Here is a 21,762-nt window from a genome sequence, read left to right on the forward strand (position 1 = left end):
TCTTCAGGCAGCTACTCCGACCTCTTCAGCCAGCGCAACAGCGTCACCGCGCAGCGGCCCCTTCGCAACGCGTGTCAGCTCTACGACGAGTCCGCGCGCCGGCGGGACGTAGCGCACCGCTTCCGGACTCGTCTCGAACGCACGCTTGATGTAGTGCAGCGCGCCCGCGTGTTCCTTCCGCGCGAACTCGCTTCGGGCAGCGTCAACGAATAGGCGGGAGCGCCGCTCCGTTGACGGGATCGTCTCCGGTCGAACCTCCGCGAGCCGGCGAAGCGCCGCCCCGGGAGTCCGCAGCTCGGCGCCCAGCGTTACGCCGTGGACCGCCACATTGCCCTCTCCGAACACCGTGAACGGGTGCGCGTAATTCCCGAGTTGCCGCGCGGTTCGGTCCGCCTCGTCCCACCACCGCCAGGTTTCGCCTTCGCGGCCTTCCTTGGCACACGTCACGGCCGCGTGGAGGCAGAGGGCACCGAATGTGCTTCGGAGGAGGGCTGACCCTTCCTCCATCCGGGGGCGCAGTGAGTCCGCGGCTTCCGATGCCAGCCGCAACGCCTCGTCAGCGTGGCCGCTATCACGGAGGCCGTTGCCCACGATCCATGCTGCAACGGCCAGCATGACAGGCTCGTCGGCCTCTTCAGCAGCCATCCGGGCCCGGTCCACGGTCAGCCAGTAGAGTTCCGGCTCCGTCGTGTGGGCCGCGTACTGCTGAGCGAGCGCGTACGTCTCGGCCATGACCCGGTAGGCAGCCCGACGCTCGTTGCCCTCCACGCCGCGAACGAGCGTGTGGCACGCCAAGATCAGTCCGGGCAGCAGTGCGCCAACCTCAGTGCGCTGATGAGGAGATGCATGCCAGACAGCCCACGTCTGCCGGACGCGCCCTGCCAGTTCCTCCGTGGTTGTCGGCAGGTCAACCGGTCGGCGATAGATACTGGCGTGGACCGCGTCCCGGAGGGCCGGCACGGCGGCATGCGACAACTTCCCCCAAGATCCGACCGGCACGACGCCGGGCGTTCCCGACAGCATGCCGACATCACTCAAGCGAAGAACCTGAGCAAGTCGAACAAGCATGTCCATGTGCTTGAGGTCGCGTTCGCCCTGTTCGATCTTCTTCAGCCACCCCTCCGACCGGCCGACGAGTCCGGCCAGGACCAGCCGACTCATTCCGGCGCGTTCGCGGTGGAGACGGATCCGCTCACCAGTTGTCAGTTCTGCAGCATCGTCGCTCATGGGCGTGCTCCCGAGGGTCTTGACAGGCCTTCCAGGAGCGTACGCCTAGCGGCATCCCGTGCACAGCTGCTCCGGACGAGGAACCGGCCGTCCGCACATCCCGTCCTGCCCCTGGCACTCGTGCGCGGGCGGAAGCGAAACGGTCGGAGCCAACACAGCCGCCCTCAGCGCCGGCACCGGCGGGACCTTCGAGAGCCGGGCGGAGAGAATCGCGGCGACAGACTTCGTGATCTTCTCCGGGAGTGCCGCCGAGAGAATCCTCAGCAGATCCTCCGCTTGCCACCCGCCAGCGAGCAACCCCTCCACCATGGCGCTCTGGTCAGCCAACGGCTTGCCCGCGAGCACCATCCGCGGCTCACGACGCCCCAGCTCCAGGAGCAGCGTCATGCCCTCCGACATGCGGGGGCGCGGGACCGTCGGACAAGGTCCGTCGAAGCTCTGCGTGAGCGCCTGCGGCTCGTTCAGAGGTTCAGCGGGCGATTCCCCGTCCGACCCTCCCAGGAGGGTGGAGAACGCCGCGTGGACCTCCGCGGCCTCGTCCGCGGTCGGCGGTTCCATCACGTCCAGCTCGTCGGCGTAGGCGACGACCGGAGGGATGGACGGTACTTCAACTTCCTTCCGTTCCACCGTGGTTACCCGGGAGGGCGTTCCCCCCTTCCCGCCGTCCGGCAGTCCAGCTCCAGGGCAACCGGCGGCCGGGGACGCGGGAAGCGGCGGCCAGGTGTTCGCCGCCTTGTCGATCACCGGAACCTCGTGGACATCCACATGGGTCCGCACCTGGCCCGTCAGCGGATCGCGGTCGGTGCGGCGAACGTAGTGGCCGGCGGTCTCCAGCTCGGTCAGCGCGCGGGCGACGGCTGTACGGCCTTCGCGGCTCTTCGCAGCCAGCGTCCGGACGTCCTCCCGGGACGCGTCGGGGAGGCTCAGGAGGTACGCGAGCAGGCCGCGAGCCGTCCACGAGAGACTGTGCTTTCGGATGACGTGCCCATTGTCCAGGACGGTGTAGCCGCGCGAGTGCCGCGCGATACGATGAATACGCATTCGGAGTCCCCACTCCTAGTGCCCAACTCGCCAGTGTTAGCGCACTGACGAGCACCCGCCCCGGGGGTGTTAGCGCACCTCCGGGGTTTGTGTTGATCATAGGCATCTTGTGCCGTACGGCACAAGTGGCCGAACATGCGAAAGCCCGGCCGGCAAGACGCCGACCAGGTCGCCTGAAAAGAGCCGCTCACCATTGCGTCGCGCGCCTCCGCCATACGGCCCAAGTGGACAGCGCGCTACCTGCCGCCCCTACAGCCGTCTCAAGACGTCCTCGCACTCCTGGCAGCGCCTGTCGCGGAGGTAGACGGGGTACCAGGGATCCCCTGGCTTCCCTGGCTGGTAGTGGGAGTGCTCCATGGGCCGGGTGTCCTCCCCGCAGAGCGTCCTCGGAAGCGGGTCCTCGGGGACCTCTGGGTCCTGGCCGGCGGCGTGCACCAGGAGCACGGCCAGCTCTTCGCCCTCCGGGCTCTCTGCCTCGACCTGGTCTAGCTCGAAGAGGATGATGATTCCTGCCATGCCTCCGATGTTGTGCTGCAACAGCAGTGATCGCACTTGCTGAAACATCGGTAAAGACAATCGGCCCGACATGCGAGCACACGCTGCCGGGCCTACGTTGGTCCGAGTGAGGGGGATGTCCTCAGGAAGGTTGACCCCATGACTCGACCGACCAGGAAGAGCACTCGCACCTGGGTAGTCATGACGGGTGCTCTGCTGACCCTTATGCCGTTCGGACTTGTGACGGCTCCTGCGGCTGAGGCTGCAACATCCACGGTAGTGGCCGGACCTGTGACCGATAACGACGCGACGGCGACATGCCCAACTAACACTCACTTAATCGGTGGTGGCTACGCGATACCAATCACGAGCTACAACGAAAGTGGCGTTGCCCGAGAATGGGTAACAGTGAATGCCCCATCAACTGATAAGAAAAATACCTGGGCCGTCAGCGTCCGCAGCGGTGTGTGGCCACACGTCCAAGTTCAAGCAATTGCACTGTGCGAAAGCAACTCCTGACGTCTTGATGGCCCGCCGAAATTGCGGGCCCCCGGAGGCCGATTCTGCCTCACAGCAGCCGACGCAGCCCCCGCCCGGATTACCGGACGCTGTTGGTTAACTCCGCCCCACTGGATTCATCCAGTGGGGCGGAGTGCCGCGTAGGACGTGGTGCGGGTTGGGGCAAGGGGGCGGCCGGTGAGCCAGGCGTCGATGCGGGCGAGGTTGATCGCGGCGCCGGTGAAGAGGTGTTGGAGGCGGGTCCTGGCCAGTCCGCGGTAGCGGGATCTGCGCATGTCGAGGGCGTGGACGGCTTGGGCGATGGTGCCTTCGACACCGGCGCGGTGGCGGTAGCGCCGTGCCCACTCGGCGGTTTCCTGCTCGATTCGGGCGCGTTGGAGGAGTTCGTGTTCGGCGCGTGGCCGCAGGGTGATGTAGCGGCCATTTGGTGAGCTGGTGCAGTCCTTGCGGGTCGGGCAGGGAGCGCATTTGCCGGCCGCGAACTTGGCTCGGACGACCGGTGCACCGTGTTGGCTGGTGGTCTCCCGCCAGTTCCCGGTTCTCTGCCCGTTGGGGCAGGTGACCTGCCGGTTGTCCCAGTCGACGGTGAAGCGCGTGTTGTCGAAGCCGGTCCCGGCGGTCTTCTGGCGGCCGGTGTCGCGTCTGAGCGGACCCAGCAGTTCGATCCCGTGATCCCGCCGGGCCAGTTCGATCTGTCCGGCGTCGAGGTAGGCAGAGTCGACGAGATGCACGTCCGGCAGGAGATCGCGCGCGGCCAGCGCGCGGTGAATGGCCTCGGTCACGGCGATGTCGGACACCGGGGCGGGCGTAGTGACCACATTGGTGATCACGTGTGGCGCGTTCGGCTCGCACGTCTCGGTCAGATGGGCCTTGTAGCCACTCCAGGCAACTTCTCCTTTGGTCCCGGTGCGGGCCTCGGGCTCATACGGAGTGCGTAAGCGGATAAGGCCGGGCGGGACGTTCTTCGGCTCGCGCCACCGCACTTCGCCCTCGACCAGGTGGAACTGCTGGACCCATACCTGCCGCAGGATCTCCACCGCCGGCAAGTCCCGCAGGCTCAGTGGTGCTCCAGGTGATGTCATGGCCTCCCAGAGGGCCATGCCGTCCGTGCCGACCTGGTCCCCGCGCGCGACGCGGGCCGCCCACCGGGTCGGGAAGCGGGTCTCCTCCGGCCGCGCGCAGTACCGGTCGAACCACTCGTGCCTGCCCAGGCCGGACAGCCACTCACCTGCAACGGGAGCGATCGCGTTCAACGCGGCCCGCATCGTCTCGACCACGAACTCCAGGCGGGTCAGGTCCCGCGTCACCGCGAGCACGTGAGTGGAGTCCGTGCGCTGACGTCCGCCGCTCCTGAGCAGCCCGGCCGTCCTGACGGCCTCCAGGATCGCGTCGAACACCCGCTGTCCCGCGCCGGCTCCCGCCAACCGGGCCCGGAAGTCGCTCAGCACGGAGAAGTCGAACCCGGTGTCCGCCAGCTCAAGCCCGAGCGCGTACTTCCAGTCCAGGCGCGAACGCACCGCGTGTGCCGCTTGGCGATCGGTGAGCCCCTCCGTGAACTGCAGCAACGAGACCACGGCCAGTCGTGCCGGCGACACCGCTGGACGGCCCCGGGCCGAGTACAGGCCGGTGAAGTCGGCATCGTTCACCATCGGGCCCAACTCGTCCCGTACCCGCATCGCCAGGCAGCCCCTCGGAAACACCGCCCGCGCCAACCTCGCGGTCTCCTCTGGCACCTCGCCCAGCCCCACCCCGCGCAACGACACCCGCAACCCTCCCCAAACACAACGTCGGCCTGCCCAACCCCAACGGGGTCAAACAGGCCGACGTCACGCAGGCCCCGCATTTACCAACAGCGTCCGGATTACCGGACGGGGGCATGGGTCACGCGGCGTTCAGCGCGGGGTCCAGGGAGGCCCACAGCACAAGCTGCCGGCCGCCTTCCTCGCGGGTGCGGATCCGCGACTTCGGGCTGTTCCGACGTCGATAGAGCGTGCTCTCGTGGACGCCGAGCAGTTTGGCGGCGTCAGCGATCGGCAGCCACGCGTCCGGCGTCGGCTTCATGGGCTTGTCTGCGCGTGCGGTCCGAACGGTCACCTGACGCTTGTTGACTTCCGCCTTGAATGCTGGCGCGGGTTCCGCAGCCGACTCAGAGAGCACCGTCGCCGGCTGCTCTTCCACGTCCTCTCCTGGCGGGTCGAGGTGAAGGACGTGAGCGGCAACGAGCGGCGGAACGGCGGAGACGACGATCACAACCCACGCTCTCGCGCCCGTCGCGCCGGTCGTCAGCACGTGTTCCGTGATCTGCGCGGCCGTTGCGACGATGAGTGCGAGAACTGCGCCGCGGACTGCGCTGCCGCGCTGACGCTTCGCCACCTTCGCGCGGTCGACGTCACCGGCCTCGTTGTGCGTCTGCACAAGGTCCGCCCAGTCTCGCGCGTTACGCGCCGACCATGCGGCCCAGAGCGACAGCACGGCTGGCATCAGCCAGGCAACGCGCGGATCCCATCCGGCCGTCACGCCGAGCGAGAACTCACCGGGGGCGGACAGGGCCAACGCGGCGTACAGGACGGCGGGTTGACCGGCTCGACGGGCCGTGCGGACGTGCCAGGGGGTGCGGGTCACCGGTCGCCCTCCCGTCGCGCCTCGAACAGGTGGTGCGGCTCCGTGATGATCTCCCCACCGTTCGTCGCGAAGATCGTGCAACCGTCCCCAACCCACCAGACGGAGGCCACCGTCCAGCACCGGCCGTGGTGTTCGATCCGGTCACCCTCCTCCAGGTCCCGCGCCTCCGCGAAGCGGTGGACGGGGAGGGTCGCCCCGGGGGCGCCGTCTCGCCATGCCCACGGTCGGCCGGGATTGCCCACGGGGTCGGTCTCGTGGTCCGCGGTACTCGGGTGCAGGGCCAGGACGCAGGGCATGGACTCCGCGTTCGGCGGGGCGAACGTCGCCGTGCAGCGCGGGTGTTCACACACCAGCGCCTCCGCATAGACTCCCGCCGACTCCCGGCGCTCGTCCGTCGGCGCGCTCAGGCCGCACTGCGGGCAGTGGATGCCCCATAGCGGCGCGTCCGTCCGCGGGAAGGGGACGGCGTGCATCGCGGTCTCGGTCAGGCCGAGCTGCTCGCGGATTACGGCGGCTGCCGACAGCGTCAGCGCCAGCCGTCCGCCAGTGTCTGAGGTGACGACGGTCGACGTGCCGTCCAGCGCGGCCAGTTGGTCGACAAGGGCCGGGACGGTGACCTCCGGAACGCCAGCCTCCGTGGCAATGCTGGAGGCGGTGACGGACTGCGGGGCGTGCTTCATCTCTCTGCCTCTTCTCTGCGAAGGGCCGGACCCGCGTCCTCTACTCGCAGGTCCGGCCGAAGGGTGCTTCGGGCGGCGCGCTACTGCGCCAACTCGGCGTTCAGCCGGTCGGCCATGTCGTTGGCGGCGTAGCGGCTGCCCATTCGGGCCTCCGGCTTGCCGGTGGAGGTGTCCACCACGGCGAAGCCGAGACGAACGGGCTCAACCACGTAGCGCGGTCCCTCGGGCTGGGACTTGGTGTCCTTCGGCGGCTCGATGGGGTCCGTGGCCCGCACTTCGGTGCAGTGCTCGATGACGCGGAAGTGCCGGCGAGACCCGTCGATCAGGAGCGCGTGCGCGCGGAGGGTGGCGGCTTCCTCGCTGCCGTGGTCGCTGACGTAGGACCACGCGTCGGTGTCGTCCTTGCGGGACTGGAGCGTCCAAGTGGTCTCGGCCTTGATGACCGTCTTGTAGGTCGGCGCTCCGCCGTCGGTGACGCGGATCTGGTCGTCCGTCTGGGGCACCGTGTCCACGGCCGTCGGCGCCTCGCCCGCCAGCGTCTCCGGCTGCGCCGCCGCTCGCAGCTCAGCGAGCGCCTCCCGGCCCTTCTCGGTGAGGAGATGACGACCGCCGGTCTCGCGAGTCGCCGACGTGACCATCTGGCGGTCGATCAGGGCCACGAGCGTTCCGGTCCGACCGTGAGCCCCATCAGCGCTCTCGCCGGACATCAGGGCGTCCACCATGCGCATGCTGAACTTGTACTTCTTCATGACGGGAGTCATGGACACGAGTTGCTCCTCTGCGTGGGTTCCTTGCGTGACTCCATGCTGACACACTTGTGCCGTACGGCACAAGTCCCTAGCCCAACTCCGGCTGCACCCACCCGTCGCCCACCGTCGGCACCTGCCGCTCAACGTCCCGCGCGGCGACGACCAGCTGGCGGGCAAGCGCACGGGCTTCTTTCGGGGTCAGTTCGTCACACTCCGGCCCGGCCAGGGACGACAGCGCCGGGGGCGCGAGTGACGCGGTGGGACATGGTTTCCTCCAGAAACGACGAAGGGCCCCCGCGTCCTCTACTCGCGGGGGCCCCTTGGGCGTTGGTCAGTCGGTCACGCCCAGCAGCCAGTCCGCGACCCGTATAAGGGCGTCGGGCGGCGCACCGTACGAGCCAGCCGTGATAGTGCCGGACAGCAGGTCCTTCGCCTTCACGGCCGCCTCGTGCCGGCGGAGGAAGTCGCCGCCGACGACCGACGACGCACCGTTCCCTTCGCCGTCCGCCGGGATGGGCTTGTCATCCGACTCGCCGACCAGGCGGACGGAGTGACACCAGATGTCCGGACCGTCCTCGATACCCACGAAGTATGGGTACCGGGCATCGGCCAGGTCCGTGGAGATGAGCCGCCCGGCCTTGCCGGCGTGAGGCGTGTCCGGCCCGTCCGGATCCTCCGCCACGATCACCACGCGGGCGCCGACGACGAGGCGGGCCGGCTGCTCCCCGAGGATGCCGTCCAGCTCGACGCGGAGCCGGCGGGTCTCGCTGGGGGTCAGATGGGCCGCACCGGAGCCCAGCCGGATATACGCTCCGCCACGCTCATGACGGGAGTCCTCCACGGTCAGCGTGTGGGCGGCACTGATGTACCGGGACGACACATTGATGCCGGTCAAGCTCTCTCCTCAGGTTGGTTCGGAAGCACCGTGGGTCGACCCACGGTGCTACTTCAGAAGCTGCTCCGCGCTGCTCCGGTACTCGACGTCGGTCCAATCGTCATATGCCTCCCGCTCCTCATCGGGCCAGGTCGCGGCCTCGTGGGGTCGGACGCCGGCCATGTCGTAGGCGTCCAGGTTGGGCAGCCGCATCGGTTCTCCTCTGGTTGCATAGTGAGTGACTCATGCAGCTACGGACAGGGCCGCGCGCGCCTGCTGGATGCCGTCCCACCGGATCCGGCGGACGCGAGTGGGCGTCACGTGGCCCAGATGGCCGCCGATCTCCGCGTCCTCCATGGGCGGCATGCCGACGCCGTACGAGGCTCGCAGCACGAGCGCCCTGCGGGGCGTGACCGACGCGAGTGCCCGCTCCGCCAGATCACGACGGGCGGCACGGTCCGCGATGTCGTCCTCCCGGGTGTCCGAGAGGGTTTCGGCCAGCGGAAGGGTGTCCCCGTCGGCACCGGCGCCGGCGTAGAACGTCTCCGGCTCCCTCAGAAGATCCAGCACAGCAAGGAAGCGCGGACGGCTCACGCGACTTCCCTTGGGCAAGGCTTCCAGCTGACGGCACGCCGCTTCCGCGTCGCCCTCCGTCGCCGCGAGTGCGCGCCGCACGCGGAGGACGACATCGGGCTCGGGGGTCACCGCCGAACGCGTCGTCACCCACGCTCGGGAGATGGCTCCGTAGATCTCCTGGTACGCCCGGGTCTGCAGGGTCGCCGGGCCTGCGGTGTCGTATGCCTGCACGCGTGCTATCAGGACCGCGCGCGACTCCTGGAGGAGATCCTCCACGTCGTCCGCCGACGCCTGACCACCTGCGGTCACTGTGCGGATGATGTTGCGCATCATCGGCTCGGCTTCGGTGAGGATGTGCCACATGGCGGTGGAGTCGCCGGCCTGCGCGGACTGGACGGTGTCGACGGTGATCACTCGTGCCTCCTCGTTCGGTACGGGAGTTACTGGGCGGGGAGGCGAACGCGTTTGCGTCCAGTGTTGTGACCTGTGCCACACAAGATCAGGCGGAACGTGCCAGCATGGCCGGCATCGCCAGGTGGTGCACGAGGATGGCACTGCACTCGGCCAGCGTGATGTCGCACCGGGCGTGCGAGCACGCGTCCGCCCCGGGCAGGACGAGCAGCGCCTCCGCGTCCCACAGCCAGTCGGACTGACGGTCGGCGACGGGCACCGTCAGCAGCGCCGCAGCCTGCCCGAGTTCACCCCGCTGCTCCGGGGTCATCATCGGTCCCGTCAGATAGGCCCGGCGGCTCGTCAGGATCTCCCGCGTCGTGACCGTCTGCACTCGCTGCCCCCTCGTCGTGCGACTCCACCGGCTCCCCCTCCCACGCCGAGAGGGCCCGGTCCAGCGCCGCGCGAACGCCCTTGACGTAGGCTGCGGCTTTGACCATGTGCTGCACGGCGGCGCGCTGCTCGTCAGTGACCAGCTGACGGGCCTCATCCAGGGCCGTGTCTTCGGTGGGACGTCCGGGGCCGGCGCTCGCGCGTCGACCGGTTCCATCGGGGTCGGCGGGTGGACGTCGCCCCCTCATGTCACTTACGGCGTCGCACAGTTCGAAGAGGCGGGGGATTTCGGCCAGGTCGCGCGTCAGCGCCGCCGCCAGATCCTCCACCCTCTGAGCTGGAGTGACGTGAGTGGGACTGTAGGTCATGAGCACCTTTCGGACAACAAACTAGTTCGACATTGAAGCGTCCGATATGAGCCATTTGTCAGGTAGGATCCCGATCGAACGTGGCGCCGACTTGTGCCGTACGGCACATGACCAGCACGTTTGGCGAGCCCATGCCGTGACCGGATCGTTATCAAATATGCCAATCGGACGCGAGCACTCCGGCGTGTCGCCCACGGAACGTCGCAGGTCACACCGCGATACCCAGTGCCGCTGCGTGCTCCGAGTGCCAGCCGTGTGCCCATGGCGTGAAAAAGACGGCCGGCCGGTTGGATTTGCTGACGTTGCACGCCGAGCACGCCGGCACAAGGTTCCCGGGCCCGTCCAAGCCGCCCCGAGAGACCGGGACGACGTGGTCGGCCTCCAGCGGCCCGGGGCCGTCACAGTAAAAGCAGGCGTACCAACCCAACTCCTCCCACTGTCGGAGGAGTTGCCCCTCTGAAGCGAAGGCGGGTTGACGACCACGTCGCCGGACCACCGTCACGACGACCGGACGACGTCGTGCGACACGTTCGAACTCTTGTTCCCTTTGTCGGTGCCCGGCGGTACCGTCGGTGCATGGTCGAAGACGAACCGCCCTCACGCCCGAGCCAGCTCCGCCGCCCGTGCGGCTTCGGGGTTCGCGGCGTACCACGAGTCGTTTTTGATCATGGTCTCTGCCGTCTTCATGTAGAGGGAGCCCCACGACCGACCGCCTACCTCAGGGTCAGTGTCGATCGGGATTCCACGGAACGTCATGGCCATGGCCTCTCCGATCTCCTTCGCGACTTCCTCCGCGTCCTCCGCCGGAGCGTCCGCAACGATCTCGTCGTGGATCGGGGCGAGCACGTAGGGCGTCAATCCGCGGTCGTGGATCTCCAACATCCCCTGCGCGAAGACGTCCCGCGCCGTGCTCTGAATCTCGCCGTTGAACGACGCGTAGGCGGCGTCCCGGTCGAACACGAGCCGCCGGCCGGAGGGCGTGTAGAGCGTGTACCCGTCCCGCGTCACCTGCCGCTGAAGCGAGCGGATGTAGCGGGCCAGCGTCGGGTACGTGCGCTTGTACCCCTTCAGAGCTTCCTGCGCAGCACCCAGCGTCAGGCCGGTCTGCGTCGCGATCGTCTTCGCGCCGCCTCCGTACGCGACTCCCAGCTGAACCACCTTGGCAACCTTTCGCTGTCCGGGGGTGAACCCGGACCCGAACACGCTCTCTGCTGTCAGGTTGTGCAGGTCCGCACCACGCAGGATGGCAGCCGTCATGACCGGATCCTCCGACAGCGCCGCCATGACGCGGGGCTCAACGGAGGAGTAGTCGACGGAGATCATCCGTCGGCCCTCGTCTGCCTCCACGCACCCGCGCACCGACCAGTCACCCGAGGGGAGTTGATGGAACGGAGGGTCGCTGAGGGACATCCGCGCCGTCCGCGCGATCAACGATCCGATCTTGGGGTGGACCCGGTCGTCGGCGTCGGCCTTGGCCAGCATCGCGTCCGTGTACGAGAGGCGCCACTTCGCGGCACGCTTGCTGCGCAGCACGGCCATGGCCAGCGGGTTGCCGGCCCGGGAGCCAATCGGCTGCCAGTCCTTGTCCACGTCGGCGAGCCGCATCAGTACCGTCTTGTCGACCTGGACGGCACCGGAGGCGGTGCGTTCCGGGATAACTTCGCCCATCCCGAGCAGTGCCTCCGACAACTGCTTCGTACTGTTGACGTTGGCCACCCCGTAGCCAGCCGCCTCGTTCGCGAACTGGGCAGACTGATCGGCCAGGCGACCCGACAGCCGCTCCGCGTAGCCCCGGTTGATCCGCATCCCGCGTCGCTCGATCTGTGCGCAGATGAAGGCCAACTGATGCTCGAACGGCACGAGCTGGGGATTCACGGAGAGCTCACCGAGACGCTTCTCCAACTCCGGGACAAGGAACGACGTCAAGATCACGTCGGCGCCGGCGTAGGTGAGGTACTTCTCGTTGGTCAGTCCGATGTGTGCCCAGCCGTCGGCCCTCGTCCGTCCGATCTTGTGGAACTCCGCGTACAACTCGCGTTGCTGGTCGGGGGACGACCGATCCACGTAGTGTTCCGACGCCTCTTTCAGCTTGTTCCCCACTCCGCCCTGATCTCGGCGACGCGGGTCGCAGAGATGGGACAGGATGTAGCCGTCCAGCACCTTGGGCCAGAGCAGTTCAAGGGAGACGCCGGGGAGTCCAACCCCCATCACCAGGCAATCGAACGGGGCGTTGAACATGAGCAGCGTCGGAAGCGTGCAGACAGCCCAGCCAGCCAGTGCGGCAAGTCGGGGGTTTCGGTCCACCGGTAGCACGTACGCAACGTCAGTCGTGCCGAACTGAACGACCCGTAGCCGGAAGTCTCGGCCGAACATCGCCAATCCGGTGGTCTCTGTATCCACCGAGACGCGCCGGCCTTCCGTCGCCATCGTGGTGATCCACTGCCGGAAGACGTATCCGTCGTCGTCCGTGAGGACAACGTGAACAGGGACCGGCCGTCCGCGCACCGGGAACTGGTAGGTGATCACGCCGCCCCTCTCTGCTGCCCGAATATGTCCGTGCTCTCGTTACTGGGCTGGGCGGAGAAATCGTTTGCCCCGTCCTGACGCCGCTCAGCATCCGTAGCGAGCCGGATGCCGTCGAACCCCCACTTGCCGGAACTCTTGCGCTTGCGGAACCCCCTGCTCTCCATCTCGACTCCGAGTGCCCAGCCGGACAGCACTTCCTTCCGGCTCAGGCCGGCGTCTTCCGCCCAGTCGGCGTACGCACGGCGGAGCTGCATCGGAGCGACTCGGGCGCCAGGCTCCACGAAGAGGCACGCCGCGATGAACTCCGCCAACCTGTCCTCCGACTCGCGATAGTCCGTCGTCGCGGCCTGGACGGTCGACGGCTCCTCCAGGCCGTGCGCGTACCACTCCGCCGCGCCGGCGACAGCCCACGCAAGGATGCCCTCCGCCTCGTCGCGCAGCTTGGCCGGGAGCGTCGGATCCGCGTTGGCTCCCCGGAACGTCGCCTCGAACGGAACCAACTTCACCCGCCGCCAAACGCCGAGATCCTGCGAGAGGATCGCGGGCTTGTAGTTGCCGGCCACCATCAGCAGGAAGCGCGGAATGTAGGTGAACGGGTTCTGATTCAGGAACCGGCACGTCACCGGGTCGCCGCCCGTCAACTGCTTCACCAGCGCCTCCGCCAAGCGCGAGTACTTCTCCGTCTCTGAGGCCGTCACCAGCCTGGCACCGCGCAGCGACGCCAGCTCCGGCGACGCCTGGCCAACGTTCACGCGCTGTTCAAATGTCGAAAACTCGGTCGCCTTCGTGATGCCGGTGAAGACGTAGCCCAACGCGTCCAGGAACGCGGACTTGCCGTTCGCGCCCTGGCCGTGGAGAAAGGCAAAACACTGCTCCGCAGTGCTACCGCTTACGCCGTAGCCAACGAGCCGCTTCATGTAGCCGGGGAGTTCCGGGTGGTTGGGGAAGACCTCAGCCAAGAACTGCGTCCACCGTTCCGCCGGCGCGTCCGGGACGTAGCGGATCGCGAGCCGCTTCGTGATCATGTCTGCCGGGTCGTGCGGGCGCAGGATCTTCGTCGGCAGGTGAATCGTGCCGTTGGCCACGCACAGGAGTTCCGGGTCTGCGTCGAAATCGGCCGCGTCCGCCGGCACGCCGGGCACGCTCGGAAGCTCAGCGAGGATCCCCGTGATGTGCCGGTTGGTGAGCGCCTTCAACGCCAACTTCCGCTCAGCGTCGCCCCCTTCAGCGATCATCTCCGCACCCATCCGGTGCAGCGCACGACGGACGGCGTCCTGCCCCTGGACCCACACGGTCCCGTCCCAGACGAGGTACCCGAGCCCGGAGGCGTAGCGGACGCCTCCGCCCGTCGACCGCATGTAGTCGCGGAGGCGGACGGCCAGGCCGACGTCCGTGCTGTCGAATGCTTCCCGCGCCGATCCGCGGAGCACCGGGAGATCCGCCTCGTCCTCCACGGCAACGGGTGCCGATGTCGGGGGCTCCGGCTCGTCCAGGTCGATGGGCTCCGCAACGCGAACGGCGCGGTGCAGAGCAGCGGGGAACGACGCCGGGTCGTCCTCCCGCCACTCCGTCAGGTCAACGCCCTCCCTAGGGAACGCCAGCCGCCGACCGTGGATCCCCTCAGTTGCGAGCGCCCGAGCCAGGTTGGAGGTGAACCCCCGGCCGGCTCGGTCTGGGTCCCCGGCGAAGACGACGTCACGGCCGCGAAGGACTCCCGCCAACTCCCTTACAACGTCGGTGCTTTGCGCGAGACCGGCGCCCCGGATCACCACGGCGTCGTATCCGCACGCGACCGACGTCAGACCGTCCCCCGGCCCCTCCGTGACGAGCACGGTGTCGTAGCCGGAACCGGCGGAGAGGAACCCCCACTTCGCCCACGTCCGCCCGTCCACGTTCGTCAAACTCACCCAACGGGCCGGGCAGTTGCCGGAGACGTCGCGGCCCTGCAGCCCTCGAACGACGCCGTCGGCACCGGTCAACGGAACCGTGATGCGCGGGTGGCGGGTGAATCCGCGGCTCAACCACGTCCGCGGTCGGTCGCCGGGAGCGGCATATCCAACGCCCAGATCCTCCGCCAGTTCCAGGCCGACACCGAAGCGACGCGCCAGGTATTCGACGGCCTCCGGCGACGACGCCAGAGCGGCGGCAGTCTCGTCCACGAAGACCCGCAGTCCGGCTATCTCGCCGGGCCCGATCGACTCCGGCGGGGCAGCGGAAACGGTGCGGGTCGCGGTGCCCGGGGTGACGTCAAAGAGGTCGCTCGTCTGGAGGCGGAGTGCCTTCAGGACCGCGTCCTTCTCGCAGCCGGCCCGGCAGACGATGAGCAGGACGCCGTCTTCCTTCAGCGTCAACTTCAGCGATGGCGTCCGCCGGTCCGCATGGGCAGGGCAGAGAGCTAGGTAGCCGTCGTGGTCCTCCGTGACGCCCTTCAGCTGGCCCAACAGATCCGACAGTCGCACGGGGTCTCCTCTCCTCTGGAATGCAGTAAAGGGGCGCCCTCCGAAGAGGACGCCCCGTGAGCCGTGCGTGGTACTAGTCCGAGAACTCCGTGTCCCAGTCCTCGCGCGGAATCTCCACGTAGACGCGGCCGGTCGGCGTGTGCTCCAACCCGAAGATGGTCAGGCGGCTGCGGCCACGGTCCCACTCGATGGCCTGGCGGACGCCCCTGATCGACGGGTGCGCCTTCCACTTGTCGCGGCGAAGCGACGAGTGGCTGATGTAGGTGTCCACGCTGCTCACTCCTCCTCGCGCTGGCCGTACTCCACGCCCGCGACGCTCGTGCCAACCGCGGTGTAATTCCACGCGTGCTTGTCACCGCGCGCGAGCGCGTGACTGACCCACCCCCGGGCGTCCTCGGTCGACATGTCTCCGCCCTCCCACTCGTTGCCGTCCTCCACCACTTCCAGGGTGGCCGCGAACGTGATCAGCGCGGTACGCGCCATCAGTGCCCCTTTCCGTGCCGCTGGACGTGGTCCGCGTAGACCGTCGGTGCGATGACCAGGAGGGTTTCCTCCGCGTCCTTCAGCCGGTTGACCAGCCGAACGTCCGTCTCCAGGTCCCGCACGACGTAGCCGGTTGCGACGTTCGCCCGGCGGCGCTTAATGATGGCCGCGCCGTAGGGCTGGTGGGCGTTAACCGCCTCCCGGTTGGCCTGCGCTATGTACGACGAGAGCGTGATCGTCTTCTCGTCCTTGCACTCCGCAGCGTGGAGGTAGTAGCCGTCCAGGTCCCCGATGTCCTTCGCGCCCATCTGGACGTTGCGACGTGTCTCGGAGTTGTGGTGCTCCTGGAGGTAGGCACGGACGGCGGACTCCCACTCGGTCCCGCGTCGCTTCGACGGATTAGCCATCGACACCGCCCCGCACCACACGTGTGATGGCGTCGAGCAAAGACCCGATGCCGGGCCAGTCCCGCGCGGCCTTCGCCTGGAGTTCGGCCACGACGCGCTCCCGGATCGCGGCGTCCACGTCCGGTGTCGGCCCGATGTGCGCCGGCGCTGTGCCGTCCGCCTTCCGGAGAACGACGGTGTTGTACCCGAGTTGGCCGGTGCGCGGGTGCGACGACTCCACCATGCCGTGGGTCGCACTGAGGTCGATCGTCATCGCGATGCCGCGCCGCCCCTGCTTCGCCCGACCTACCTTGACCCGGCCGGACGTGGTGGAGGAGGAAAGGATGTAGTCCCCGGGCTCGATTTCGATGCCGAATGAGTCCTTCACTCCGCACCCTCCGCCGGCTTTATGTCCCCGCTCAGGACGCCCTCCGTCACGGCCTTCGCGGCGTCCCGGGCCCGGATGTACACCGCTTCTTCCGTCGACTCCCGCGTTGCCCAGTACGCCCGATCCATCTCTGCGGCGAACTCCAGGAAGGCGGCAGCCACGAGGGCCCGGACACCCGCCTCATGCGGCTCCGGCACCAACGGAGACCCCTCCTCGGTACAGGGGACGAGCGGACCCCACTTGGCTTCGACGTGGCCGCGACCTCTACGGTCCGCGGCACCCACATCAGCAAGGCGCCCACCGTCGTACCGGTGAAACACCAACTCGCCAACGCCCACTCGCCAGACGTCGCCGTCCTTGTCGCGCAGGTACTCGCTCAATCCCCCAGCTCCGTCCAGTTGAGTTCTGTCACGTCGATGCGCCCCCGACCACCAGCCTCCGCGAGTCGAGTGCGGAGGGCCTTGGCCGGCGCGAGGGTCTGGTATGGGCCCTTCTCCGCACCAACGTCATAGAGGAGCCAGGGGAGTTGGTAGTGGCGCTCCGTCGGCGCCGACTCCACAACCACCCGGTAGAGCTTCGCGATTCCGCGTCTCATCAGCCGCCCCATCCCTTCTCCGGATCGCGCCGGTCGACTTCCTCCCACGCCAGCAAAGTCCGTTCGATGGCGACGGAGACAAGCTGATGAACGGGAACCCTGACGTCGTCGGGTTCCCAATCCGTCTGCTGCTCCAACTCAGCAGCATCCCGGCTTGCTTGGCGCCGGGCGTTGCCAGGGCTGCTGTAGGGCCCCCGTACCCGGGTGTGCACCGTGTCGCCCCACCCGTCAAGGCGGGACGGCACCGTGTGCCGGTTCTCCCACGTGTGGTCAGGGTTCGTCAGCCGGTCTCGGTAGCGCACTACCGACCGCCACACCTCAGCGTCGTTAAGCCTGACGTCAGTTGCCATCAGCGTTCTTCTCTCCGCTCCGCGAGTCGGCCGACAAACCGGGCCAGACCAACGACCGCCAGCACCACGAGGGCAGCGCACCCGGCCGCCCAGAGGATGCCGATGATGTAGATCAGCAAACTGTTCACGACGTCTCCTCCTCCGCGTTGATCAGCCGGGCGCCGCGCGTGACGGCAACACCGATCGCGTCCATGTAGCGCGGCCAGTCCTGGCGAGCCCGGGAGCCGACCGCGATGATGATCAGGTCCCGCTCCCCCAGCGCCCGGACGTCGCCCAGTGCAGGGGCGGCGTCCGGGCTGATGACGGAGACGGCCATCAGGCGGTGGTCTTCGTCAGCGGACCGTAGACGTTGATGATCTCCGGAAGTGGACGGCCAGTCGGGCCCCCGAAGGACATCCGTGCCAGCGGCCGGCCGCCCGTGTCGGAGTGGCCGGTGAACCGCCAGACGTCGCCGTCCCGGTCACGGTAGGCGGCCGTGAGGTCGTACTGGACGCCGCCGTAGGTGTAGTAGGTCTTCGGGGCCTCGTCCACGCGCTCCACGCGGCGCACGTTCCAGGTACCGTGTCGGACGAGCTGACCGGCATCGAACTCGATATTGAACCGCAGCTCCCGACCACCGTCCACCGGATCGTTCAGCTCTCGCACGACGCCGGTCTTGCCGACGAAGTGACCGCTCAGAACCAGCGGGTCATCCTCCAGCACTCGCACCCAGTCGCCGACCCCGATCGGGTCGTCCGCCAGCGCTGTCTTCAGCAGGTGCACCGCGTGCGTTCCGTGGTTGCCGTCCGTATCCTCTACCACGTACCACGGACGGTCCGGCGCGAACTGGTCGCGGAACGGGCCGGCGGCGATGGTGTGCGGCTCACCGTCGACCATGACGGCCGCCCCGTGCTCGAAGTCGGGTACTCGCTGACGGAGGCGGCGCTCCGCCACCGGCCAGGCCTTCCCGGCACGGTGGCCGCTGGTCCGCTCCACCAGCCACGCCGGATCTCCGTCCAGGTTCGTGAAGCGGTCACCCCGCAGGATGCCGGTGACACCGCCCAGACCGCCGAACTCCACCTCGTCGCCGTTGCGGAACGTCTGCGTCATCTCTCCTCTTTCAACCGTGAAGAAGCCCCCACGTCGTCGGTGCGCGGGGGCTGGGAAGCGGGGTAGGTCAGGCCTGCACGGTGCCCGCGCGGTCGTCGTAGCCGATCACCGCGAAGTGTTCGGCCGCGATCTCGACCTCCGCGAGAGTCTTGCGCTGGATGTCGCCGCTGTCCCGTCCGGTCGGCTCCACGCGGAGGGTCCGGTGCGTTCGGCCGCGCTGGTCGCGGTACGAGCTGATCTGACGGACGACGCCCTCCGAGAGCCGGACGCTGTTGCCCTGGCGGGTCCCGTAGACGATCACCGCACCTTCCCGGACGGACTGGGCAGTGAAGTCGGTCAACTTACGCGCCATGGTTCTTCCTCTCCTCTTCGTTCTGCTGCATCAGCCACCGGAACGCCTCGTAGGCCTGCGGCGGCACAACGCCGTTGCCGATCTTGTGGAGCTGCTGAAGTCGAGTCAGGCCCGGGACTCCGGTTACGTGCGCCTTGGGCAGCCACATCAGCCACTCGGCGAACGCGGCCGTCAGTCGACGACCGCCCTTCGGGCCGGCCTCTGTCGGCACGGGGGCAGGACGCCCGGACAGCTCTTCCTGCCGACGGATCGCGGGCTCGTACTCTGCCCAGTCCTGTACCCCATCCACAGCTGCGGACAGCATGGTGACGGCCGTTCGCAGATTCGGCCCGCCGTCTCGGCTGCCGCCCGGCCCACCCCGACCGTCGGAGGCCGTCGGGGTCGGCAGCGACTTGACCACCGCGTCCAGCGACACTCCGGACTGCCGGCCGTTACCGGCCCGCCCTCCCCGCCGTCCATGCCCGTTTGGGCTCATGCCGGTGTCAGGAGTCGGCAGGAACCGCGAGACAGAAGAACCTGTCTCGTCGGTGGGCGGCTCCCACTGCGGAAGCTCGTAGGCAGACCCATCGCGCGTCGTACCCGATCTCGGCCAGGTCGCCGAGTACTCGGTCGAGCCCGCGTCCCCGGGATCGGACAGCGCTGACGTTCTCCAGGAAGACGAGACGCGGTCGTATCGTGCGAACAGCCTCGGCAACGTTGTGCCAGACCTTCGAGCGGTCGCCATCAAGTCCCCTCTTGTCCCCCGCGTTGCTGATGTTCTGGCACGGCCACCCGGCCGAGACGATGTCGACCTGGCCAACGAGTTGGCCCCAGTCGTAGGTGGTGATGTCCCCGATGTTCGGCGCCTCGGGGAAGCGCACGGCCAGGACGGCGGAAGCGGCCGGGTCGGACTCGGCCACGAACGCGACGCGGTCGCCCGTCAGTTGCTCCACCGCCATCCCCAGCCCGCCGTAGCCGGCGCACAGCTCCAGGATCGGCATACTCTCCTCGGCCTCTTCGCTACGATGGACAGCGCCCGGCCCTGCGGATCTCTACTCCGCAGGACCGGGCGCAGCTGTGTGTCAGGCGGCTGCCGGCAGCTCCGCGAAAGCGGCAGCCGAGACGGCACCGAGAACCTTGATCACCGGCTTGTTGTAGCTGACAACCTTGCCCTTCTGGGGGCCGCTCTTCGGAACGAAGCTCACCTCTTCGATGCTGAGCTTCGCCCGTGCCGGACCGCCGACCTCGTCCAGCGCCTCCAGCACCTGATGCAGGACCTTGGCCAGGTCCCAGGAACCCGTCCTGAACCGGAACAGGCCGAGTTCCGGTGCCTCCTCCAGCTTGAACATCACCGTGATGTTCGGCTTCGGGCCGCGTCCCGTACGCGCAAGTGCCTTGCGGTCCACGAGAAGCTCCGGGCAGCCGCACGGCTTACCCTTGTCCTCGTCGGGGCTCAGGTACTCCAGGCCGTCGCAGTGGTGGATGGGGTCGCTGCCGAACGCACCGTAGAGGCGCATGTCCGACGAAATCGCGGATGCGCTGTCGATGACGATCTTCACGCTCGGCGCGGAGGTCAGCACTTCCAGGTTGTCCTCCGCCTCCGTCTCCCACGAGGCCGGCTCGCCGCCGAGCATCTCGGCGACGCGGGCTGCGACGGCCGGGTCCCCGGTGGTCACGCGCCACTCGTTCAGACTCTCGGGCGCGCGGCCGGTCATGCGGCCGGAACGGAAGCGTCCCACTACGTCCTCCGCGAACGATCGCGGGCGGGGCTTGGCCTCAGGGTCGGTCTCGAAGATTCGCAGTGCCATGTAGTCTGCCTCTCGTGGGCTGCAGGGTTCCTTCCGGGCTCTCCCCCGGTGCTCTAGTTACTGGGCGCCAGGACGGATCCGTTTGCCCCCACCGTGGGTCGACCCACGGTCAGCTGTCCTCACGCGCGAGCAGGCCCCGGTACGGCCGGCTAAACACGCATGGACTTCTCCAGCTCGTGCAGCGCCTCCCAGACACGGCGGAGGCGGTCGCGGTACTGATCGGGCTCGCCCGTGAACGACCAGTCACGGAGCTGCCGGACCTCGTCGGCGAAGGCCTGGAGACGGTCCCGCTTCGCAACGACGACTCGCCACGCCTCGTTCGCGACGTCGACCCGGCCACGGGCGTACGCCATCTCGCCCCGGAACCGCTCCCTGTCTCGCCGCGCTTCGGTCAGCCGGCGTCTGAGCGCACGGATCTTCTCCCGCTCCTGGCCCAGCTGCCACGCCTGCCGAGCGGTGAACGCTAGGTAGCGGTCCGACCCCTCACAGAACTTGCATGCTGCAGCCCGGCCGTGCCAGGGCATTTCGCGAAAGTCGAGCCGGGGTCGACGTCGGTAGCAGCGCGCGCACTTCAGCGCCGTCCGGTCGTCGCGCGCGTGCCGCTCCAGGTACTCAGCGAAGGTGACCACGAGGCCCCTTCAGGGTGCGGCCGTTGCTGGTCTGGAAGATCGTGAGCAAGGCCAGCGCCTCACCGAATGTCGCCCGCGATCCCATCGACGTGAACGCCCACCCGGGTTCGAAGATGTGCCAGCGCCTACCCACCCGTCGGATGCGCCACTGCGAAGCCCTCATGAGCCCTCCGCCTCCAGGTCCTTCCGCATGCCGTCGGCGGCGTCCAGGACGGGCGCCAGCTGCTCCCGGACGTCGAGCATCGCGGAGGCTACGCCGGCGGTCACGCCATGAGGCGGCAGCGGGTACACAACGTCGGGGCGGGGGTCATCCATGGGACCTCCCCTCCGGGTCAATGAAGTTCGCGGCGTCCTCCGCATCCGGGAGGTCGACGCCCTGGCCGTTGCAGTTGGCGCGGATCTTCTCCACCAGCTCATGCGCGTGGGCGCTGAGGAGTTCGTCCAGCTTCTCCGCCAGACGGTCGTACTCTTCGCCCCACCAGCGGTCCAGGTCCCCGTGTATCTCGGCGCGGACGGCTTCGACGGATCGGTTCACCGGACGCCGCTCTCCCACATCACCCGGGCCTCGTCATGACAGCTCACGCCGAGCCGGCGCAGCGTCGCCTGTGCGCGCGGAACCCACGTGGACGGCCAGTCGCCGATCTCCGCGCATGCCCGGACCTCGTCCGTGTCGACGCCAACGAGCCAGGCCACGAAGGCGGCATCTGTCGGCGGGCGTTGGCGTCGTGTTGCGGTTCGCATCGCTGCTCTCCTCTCCGTGCTCCTACACCGAAAGCCCCCGGCG

31 protein-coding genes are annotated in these 21,762 nt (G+C 68.2%); all 31 read right to left on the reverse strand.

The window, feature by feature from the left end:
* Positions 1–3: 3 nt before the first annotated feature.
* Positions 4–1,227 (reverse strand): helix-turn-helix domain-containing protein, encoded by a 1,224-nt coding sequence (locus ACYP53_RS33485; RefSeq protein ID WP_459650214.1) that lies wholly within the window; start codon positions 1,225–1,227, stop codon positions 4–6.
* 45 nt (positions 1,228–1,272) lie between these two features.
* Positions 1,273–2,268: a helix-turn-helix domain-containing protein gene (locus ACYP53_RS33490; RefSeq protein WP_459650215.1), complete on the reverse strand. Its 996-nt coding sequence runs from the start codon at positions 2,266–2,268 to the stop codon at positions 1,273–1,275.
* Between the two features lie 249 nt (positions 2,269–2,517).
* A complete protein-coding gene (locus ACYP53_RS33495; RefSeq protein WP_459650216.1) occupies positions 2,518–2,784 on the reverse strand; it encodes a hypothetical protein in 267 nt (88 codons plus the stop codon).
* Between the two features lie 614 nt (positions 2,785–3,398).
* A complete protein-coding gene (locus ACYP53_RS33500; RefSeq protein ID WP_459650217.1) occupies positions 3,399–5,045 on the reverse strand; it encodes an IS1182 family transposase in 1,647 nt (548 codons plus the stop codon).
* Positions 5,046–5,163: 118 nt separating this feature from the next.
* Entirely contained in the window at positions 5,164–5,904 is a 741-nt protein-coding gene (locus tag ACYP53_RS33505) for a helix-turn-helix transcriptional regulator (protein ID WP_459650218.1), read from the reverse strand.
* Positions 5,901–6,584 (reverse strand): hypothetical protein, encoded by a 684-nt coding sequence (locus ACYP53_RS33510; protein ID WP_459650219.1) that lies wholly within the window; start codon positions 6,582–6,584, stop codon positions 5,901–5,903. The genes ACYP53_RS33505 and ACYP53_RS33510 overlap by 4 nt, the downstream gene beginning before the upstream one ends.
* Positions 6,585–6,664: 80 nt before the next feature.
* Complete coding sequence (locus tag ACYP53_RS33515; RefSeq protein ID WP_459650220.1) at positions 6,665–7,351, reverse strand: hypothetical protein; 687 nt, start codon at positions 7,349–7,351, stop codon at positions 6,665–6,667.
* A gap of 313 nt (positions 7,352–7,664) precedes the next feature.
* On the reverse strand, positions 7,665–8,228 hold the full coding sequence (locus tag ACYP53_RS33520; RefSeq protein WP_459650221.1) for a hypothetical protein: 564 nt from the start codon (positions 8,226–8,228) through the stop codon (positions 7,665–7,667).
* A 48-nt stretch (positions 8,229–8,276) separates the two neighbouring features.
* Positions 8,277–8,420 carry a hypothetical protein gene (locus ACYP53_RS33525; RefSeq protein WP_459650222.1) on the reverse strand — a complete coding sequence of 48 codons (144 nt, stop codon included), beginning with the start codon at positions 8,418–8,420 and terminating at the stop codon, positions 8,277–8,279.
* A gap of 30 nt (positions 8,421–8,450) precedes the next feature.
* Positions 8,451–9,197 (reverse strand): sigma-70 family RNA polymerase sigma factor, encoded by a 747-nt coding sequence (locus tag ACYP53_RS33530; protein WP_459650223.1) that lies wholly within the window; start codon positions 9,195–9,197, stop codon positions 8,451–8,453.
* Between the two features lie 85 nt (positions 9,198–9,282).
* A complete protein-coding gene (locus ACYP53_RS33535; RefSeq protein WP_459650982.1) occupies positions 9,283–9,567 on the reverse strand; it encodes a hypothetical protein in 285 nt (94 codons plus the stop codon).
* Positions 9,482–9,934, reverse strand: coding sequence for a DUF7169 domain-containing protein (locus ACYP53_RS33540; protein ID WP_459650224.1), 453 nt, complete (start codon positions 9,932–9,934; stop codon positions 9,482–9,484). Before ACYP53_RS33540 ends, ACYP53_RS33535 begins: the two co-directional genes overlap by 86 nt.
* Positions 9,935–10,142: 208 nt before the next feature.
* Positions 10,143–10,637: an HNH endonuclease gene (locus ACYP53_RS33545; protein WP_459650225.1), complete on the reverse strand. Its 495-nt coding sequence runs from the start codon at positions 10,635–10,637 to the stop codon at positions 10,143–10,145.
* The gene (locus ACYP53_RS33550) at positions 10,532–12,460 is read right to left on the reverse strand and encodes a DNA polymerase (RefSeq protein WP_459650226.1); all 1,929 of its coding nucleotides are present in this window, start codon (positions 12,458–12,460) and stop codon (positions 10,532–10,534) included. The genes ACYP53_RS33545 and ACYP53_RS33550 overlap by 106 nt, the downstream gene beginning before the upstream one ends.
* Positions 12,457–14,919, reverse strand: coding sequence for a phage/plasmid primase, P4 family (locus tag ACYP53_RS33555; RefSeq protein ID WP_459650227.1), 2,463 nt, complete (start codon positions 14,917–14,919; stop codon positions 12,457–12,459). The genes ACYP53_RS33550 and ACYP53_RS33555 overlap by 4 nt, the downstream gene beginning before the upstream one ends.
* A 73-nt stretch (positions 14,920–14,992) precedes the next feature.
* On the reverse strand, positions 14,993–15,190 hold the full coding sequence (locus tag ACYP53_RS33560) for a hypothetical protein (RefSeq protein ID WP_459650228.1): 198 nt from the start codon (positions 15,188–15,190) through the stop codon (positions 14,993–14,995).
* Positions 15,191–15,195: 5 nt separating this feature from the next.
* A complete protein-coding gene (locus tag ACYP53_RS33565; protein ID WP_459650229.1) occupies positions 15,196–15,402 on the reverse strand; it encodes a hypothetical protein in 207 nt (68 codons plus the stop codon).
* Positions 15,402–15,809 (reverse strand): hypothetical protein, encoded by a 408-nt coding sequence (locus ACYP53_RS33570; protein ID WP_459650230.1) that lies wholly within the window; start codon positions 15,807–15,809, stop codon positions 15,402–15,404. The genes ACYP53_RS33565 and ACYP53_RS33570 overlap by 1 nt, the downstream gene beginning before the upstream one ends.
* Entirely contained in the window at positions 15,802–16,176 is a 375-nt protein-coding gene (locus ACYP53_RS33575) for a hypothetical protein (RefSeq protein WP_459650231.1), read from the reverse strand. The genes ACYP53_RS33570 and ACYP53_RS33575 overlap by 8 nt, the downstream gene beginning before the upstream one ends.
* Entirely contained in the window at positions 16,173–16,556 is a 384-nt protein-coding gene (locus ACYP53_RS33580) for a hypothetical protein (protein WP_459650232.1), read from the reverse strand. The genes ACYP53_RS33575 and ACYP53_RS33580 overlap by 4 nt, the downstream gene beginning before the upstream one ends.
* 214 nt (positions 16,557–16,770) lie before the next feature.
* A complete protein-coding gene (locus ACYP53_RS33585; protein ID WP_459650233.1) occupies positions 16,771–16,908 on the reverse strand; it encodes a hypothetical protein in 138 nt (45 codons plus the stop codon).
* A gap of 212 nt (positions 16,909–17,120) precedes the next feature.
* Complete coding sequence (locus ACYP53_RS33590; protein ID WP_459650234.1) at positions 17,121–17,249, reverse strand: hypothetical protein; 129 nt, start codon at positions 17,247–17,249, stop codon at positions 17,121–17,123.
* Positions 17,246–17,437 carry a hypothetical protein gene (locus tag ACYP53_RS33595; RefSeq protein WP_459650235.1) on the reverse strand — a complete coding sequence of 64 codons (192 nt, stop codon included), beginning with the start codon at positions 17,435–17,437 and terminating at the stop codon, positions 17,246–17,248. Before ACYP53_RS33595 ends, ACYP53_RS33590 begins: the two co-directional genes overlap by 4 nt.
* Positions 17,437–18,210, reverse strand: a complete 774-nt coding sequence (locus ACYP53_RS33600) for a phiSA1p31-related protein (protein WP_459650236.1) — start codon at positions 18,208–18,210, stop codon at positions 17,437–17,439. The genes ACYP53_RS33595 and ACYP53_RS33600 overlap by 1 nt, the downstream gene beginning before the upstream one ends.
* A 67-nt stretch (positions 18,211–18,277) precedes the next feature.
* Entirely contained in the window at positions 18,278–18,562 is a 285-nt protein-coding gene (locus ACYP53_RS33605) for a hypothetical protein (protein WP_459650237.1), read from the reverse strand.
* Positions 18,552–18,977, reverse strand: a complete 426-nt coding sequence (locus ACYP53_RS33610) for a DNA (cytosine-5-)-methyltransferase (RefSeq protein ID WP_459650238.1) — start codon at positions 18,975–18,977, stop codon at positions 18,552–18,554. The genes ACYP53_RS33605 and ACYP53_RS33610 overlap by 11 nt, the downstream gene beginning before the upstream one ends.
* Before the next feature lie 67 nt (positions 18,978–19,044).
* Complete coding sequence (locus ACYP53_RS33615; RefSeq protein WP_459650239.1) at positions 19,045–19,542, reverse strand: DNA cytosine methyltransferase; 498 nt, start codon at positions 19,540–19,542, stop codon at positions 19,045–19,047.
* An 81-nt stretch (positions 19,543–19,623) separates the two neighbouring features.
* Positions 19,624–20,349 carry a recombination directionality factor gene (locus tag ACYP53_RS33620; RefSeq protein ID WP_459650240.1) on the reverse strand — a complete coding sequence of 242 codons (726 nt, stop codon included), beginning with the start codon at positions 20,347–20,349 and terminating at the stop codon, positions 19,624–19,626.
* A 149-nt stretch (positions 20,350–20,498) separates the two neighbouring features.
* The gene (locus ACYP53_RS33625) at positions 20,499–20,978 is read right to left on the reverse strand and encodes a hypothetical protein (protein ID WP_459650241.1); all 480 of its coding nucleotides are present in this window, start codon (positions 20,976–20,978) and stop codon (positions 20,499–20,501) included.
* Positions 20,979–21,285: 307 nt separating this feature from the next.
* Positions 21,286–21,513, reverse strand: a complete 228-nt coding sequence (locus tag ACYP53_RS33630; protein ID WP_459650242.1) for a hypothetical protein — start codon at positions 21,511–21,513, stop codon at positions 21,286–21,288.
* Positions 21,510–21,719, reverse strand: coding sequence for a hypothetical protein (locus ACYP53_RS33635; RefSeq protein WP_459650243.1), 210 nt, complete (start codon positions 21,717–21,719; stop codon positions 21,510–21,512). The genes ACYP53_RS33630 and ACYP53_RS33635 overlap by 4 nt, the downstream gene beginning before the upstream one ends.
* Between the last annotated feature and the right edge of the window lie 43 nt (positions 21,720–21,762).

Source organism: Kitasatospora sp. Ki12, assembly GCF_054601375.1.